The sequence below is a fragment of the Vibrio sp. V04_P4A5T148 genome (assembly GCF_963875605.1).
Classification (GTDB): Bacteria; Pseudomonadota; Gammaproteobacteria; order Enterobacterales; family Vibrionaceae; genus Vibrio; species Vibrio anguillarum.
Map to the genome: position 1 here is coordinate 1 of NZ_CAWNMS010000103.1, position 4,023 is coordinate 4,023.

The following is a 4,023-nucleotide window of genomic DNA, read 5'->3' on the forward strand; positions in this document are numbered from 1 at the left end:
CAACATAACGCCCTGTTAAGGTGTGAGCAACGCAATACCGAAGCCTCCGCACTCCACCTTAAACACTAAACGCAACGCATAGCAAAAATGCCAAGCGTTGCGAATCACTCTTAAACAGATTGTTAGGGGAAATTTTTGCTACATCTTGCTAGCACTAACCTTTTGCGAACCATCTACATGAATGATTTGCACATTTGCACCATTAATTTTTTTATTGATACTTTCCAAGTTTTTGATCGCAGCTTTTGTATAGCCAACATCAATCACTAAGTATATTGCACGGCGACTTTTCTCTGATTTCATATATTCAGGTAGCTGTTTTTCAATACCTTTCTTTAGTCCAGATGTATTTGTGGATTTCTTAAGCTCAACGAGCACACTATTCTCACTGTTTGTACCAAACTTAAAGTCAACAGGACCACGGCCAGAATCACACTCTCGGGCAATCATTATATTGTTACTTGTACAATAAGACTCAGCGACACCATAAAACAGTAACTGAGCTGCACTTTCATGCTTTAAAGAGCCATCTTTATTGTATAAAAGTTGATTAAGGCCGTTATACTCTACAAGTTCTTTGAATTTCTCGCATATTGTCACAACGAGGCTTTCTACCTCGTCAATGGTTGGAGACTCACTGAGAGTAAGAGGAATTGGATTGTCTTTAACCAATTCTCTAGTAACAGGATACCAAATATATTCACCAGCACGGTCTTCGATAAAGTCATATGGCAACGGTGGCTTAGCTGCATACTGTTTAACTAGATCATCGAGTAAATCAGGATGTTCAAGGATTAGTTTCTTCAGTTTGTCTTTGCTAACTGTCTTCATGGCTTCTCGCCAAGAATTTCCGATGATGCCGTTAACTTTGTCTCTTAGCTCTTGGTTCTGTTGCGCTACAACATCCATATTACTCCAATCTAGAGCAACTGGTAGATCTCGTAGTATGGAATAAGGGACTAATAGGATTATATCCCCCGTAAACGGGTTCATTGGAAGACCAGATTTATCATCGAAAGTTACTGTCGCCTTTGCACCCAATTCGACTTGAGATACAACTCTTTTTGTATATTCAGTAATATCATCTCGGATGATATTTGCCGTCATATCACTGATTCGGTCAGGACCGAAGTCGCCCTCAAACATGCCAACAAGTTCAAATAACTCAGGGTCATCTTTACCTTTAGCTATTATGTTTTTAGCTGTTTCGAGCAATCGCTTCCTTAGTGCTGGGCCAACACCAGAGCCAGAAGTACCTTTAGATGCATATCCTATACATAGACCCTTAACCTCTTTTCCAGATAATAAGCGGTCAGCTTTATTCCAAAAAACGTCACCCTTTTTTTCGCTTGCATCAAGCAATTTGACAATACTTTTAAAGTGAGAAGTAAACTTGTCATAACTTGCTTCAAACTCAGGTATATCGCAGTGCTTCAACAAGTGAGGGTCGATGAATAAACGAGTATCTAAATCTAAAATGGGATCGAACGCTCCCAAGTCCAAAAGGGTCTTGCTTGAAACATCTAGTAAATCAGACATAGTCTTAGCCATACACACCACTCAACAAACAATCAACACAACAAATTGTGCTTGCGACAACCGCAAACACTATATGTAGTCAAAGAAACCATTTTTAAAGTGTGTGATTGCATAAAATGATAAAGACGTTCAAAAATGTGATTGATGTTGTATTCTGGGAGGGAAAGTTGATTATTTCCCCTAACGCCCGCCTAAGGGGCTGGCAACGCATAACACTAAACTCAAACCCAACAGCCGTAACCACCGCGGCTCATTGGGACTGGAAACGCCGCGCGTTGACAGTCCCTCTTGAGGCGTTTGTTATGTGCGTGCTTGAGCATTCACTCCATACTGGGCTCTGGCAAAACAGGCGCTGTGCTATCCATATAGGTTAAGAAATTCTTCCAGATTTCATGTGTTCTCTGTCTCGTTAACTGCGTTTTGCAAGATATCGCCAAAACACCACGAATTGAACCATCCCGCCATTGTGTATATACCGAATTGCAATGAGAAGACATGTAACTTTGCCAATCTTTCTGAGCAACTTGGATTGCACTGACCAAATCAGGATCATTCGCATTATGCTCAAAACTCGCTTTAAGATATTTTGTTAGTTCCGCTTGAGCTGAATCTAAAGCCATACTTGCACACTGATTAATCTCAAACGTATTCATCGCATTCTTACAATCAAGAGACTCGTTTTCAGCACTTACAACACTAGAAAAACTTGCAAGCATAATTAGCAGCCACTTTTTCATTATTTTCTCCAAAGCACATAACGCCCGCCTAAGGGGCTGGCAACGCATTACACCAAACTCAAACACAACAACTGCAACCACCGCGGCTCATTGGGACTGGAAACGCTACGCGTTGACAGTCCCTCTTGAGGCGTTTGTTATGTGTTTGAATACGTTGATACTTCAATAAGATTCCCATCAGGGTCTCTGAAATAGAATGATGTGATTGCACCTTGTGCACCTGTACGTTTTACAGGCCCTACCATGATAACCACACCTTGGTTTTCCACATGTTTCATTGCGTCAGACAGATCTATGTCGGTAATAAAGCACAAATCTGCACTCCCAGTTCTGACATTTCGGGCCTTAGGCTCAAACTCATTGCCGAGTTGATGAAGATTGATTTTTTGGTAGCCAAACTCTAGAGCAATCCGACCAGCGCCAAAACTAACAGCTTTCATGCCCAACACTTTTTCATAAAAGTTCGTTGTTGTTGGAATATCTGCAACAGTCAGAACCAAATGCTCAAGGTGACTAATTTTCATCAGAAACTCCATTTTCTAGGAAAACACATAACGCCCGCTTAAGGGGCAGACAACGCTACTACCAACCTTCCGCATAACACCGTAAACACTGAAACTAACGCATAATAAAAACGCCACGCGTTGGCTGTCCCTCTTAAAGCGTTTGTTAGTTTTATTGCATCCGCCAAACGTCACTTTCGTTTATATACTGCAAAACATCAATATTATTAGACTCAAAGTAGCTTTGAGTATTTACCAATACTCTGTCAGTAACTTTTTCAATAAAGCTTAATGGATATACCAGTTCAACTCTATGACCAGAAACTAGTTGTTCCTCTGAATTAGAGTGAGTATTGACAACTTTATATCCGGGCTCATTGTAAATACCGTGGCTTGCTCCAGAACAGTTTTGGAAACTATGAATCAAATTATTTCGGAGCTCATATAACAAACTAAAGTGAGAAAACTGGTCTATGTACGCCTTATGTAACTTACCATTATCACTAGCATATTTATTCCATAAACTGATGATCTCATCAGACTTTATATCTACTTGTGAAATAGTGGTAAAACCTGATACCGCTAGCATTTCATCTGTCGGAAATAACCTATTTTTGACGAAGATAGACATTTCTTCAGTTGCTAAATACTGAAGCTCATCAATGTCTTTTACATCAGAGTGAATGAATGCATTGAGTTGTTGAATGCTAATTAACCCTCCATCGGTCCAATCACTGAACTTCTTCAGGGTGCTAATAAACCGATTTCTATTTTGCTTTTCATTCGGCACTGAGAGGTTAGAAATACCATCAATCAGACATAGGTAAAGCGTAATTTTGTACTTATCATCACATTCCAATTTTTTAATATTGATGAAATCATTTCTAAATGAGCCAAAAACACATTCTATCGCTCGTTTGTTCATTTACACTCTCCATAAAACTAACGCCCGGCTAAGGGGTTGACAACGCATAGCCGAACTCAAAAAACACACTGTAAACACTGAACTTCAATTTTGCACTAAAGTCGCCAAGCGTTGGCAATCCCTCTTGAGCCGTTTGTTAGGCCAACCAATTGACACCGACACTTTCACAACCAAAGAACAGGGCTTTTTTGCAAACTTAAAATAAACTAACCGATTCATTTATAAACCAAAACACTAAACCAGCAAAGAAACAAAAAAACTCAAATTGAGCGATTTGGAAGAAAAGTGACGAGCGTAGCATGCTCGGCGGACGTTTGGA

General features: G+C 40.0%; 4 protein-coding genes. All 4 read right to left on the bottom strand.

From position 1 onward, the window contains the following. Positions 1-138: 138 nt before the first annotated feature. Entirely contained in the window at positions 139-1,539 is a 1,401-nt protein-coding gene (locus AACT18_RS17505) for a hypothetical protein (protein ID WP_141138116.1), read from the bottom strand. Between the two features lie 320 nt (positions 1,540-1,859). After that, positions 1,860-2,276, bottom strand: a complete 417-nt coding sequence (locus AACT18_RS17510) for a lysozyme inhibitor LprI family protein (protein WP_094124789.1) — start codon at positions 2,274-2,276, stop codon at positions 1,860-1,862. Positions 2,277-2,413: 137 nt separating this feature from the next. Then, a complete protein-coding gene (locus AACT18_RS17515; RefSeq protein ID WP_161439568.1) occupies positions 2,414-2,800 on the bottom strand; it encodes a VOC family protein in 387 nt (128 codons plus the stop codon). Positions 2,801-2,951: 151 nt separating this feature from the next. Beyond that, on the bottom strand, positions 2,952-3,704 hold the full coding sequence (locus tag AACT18_RS17520; protein WP_094144252.1) for a hypothetical protein: 753 nt from the start codon (positions 3,702-3,704) through the stop codon (positions 2,952-2,954). Positions 3,705-4,023: the final 319 nt, after the last annotated feature.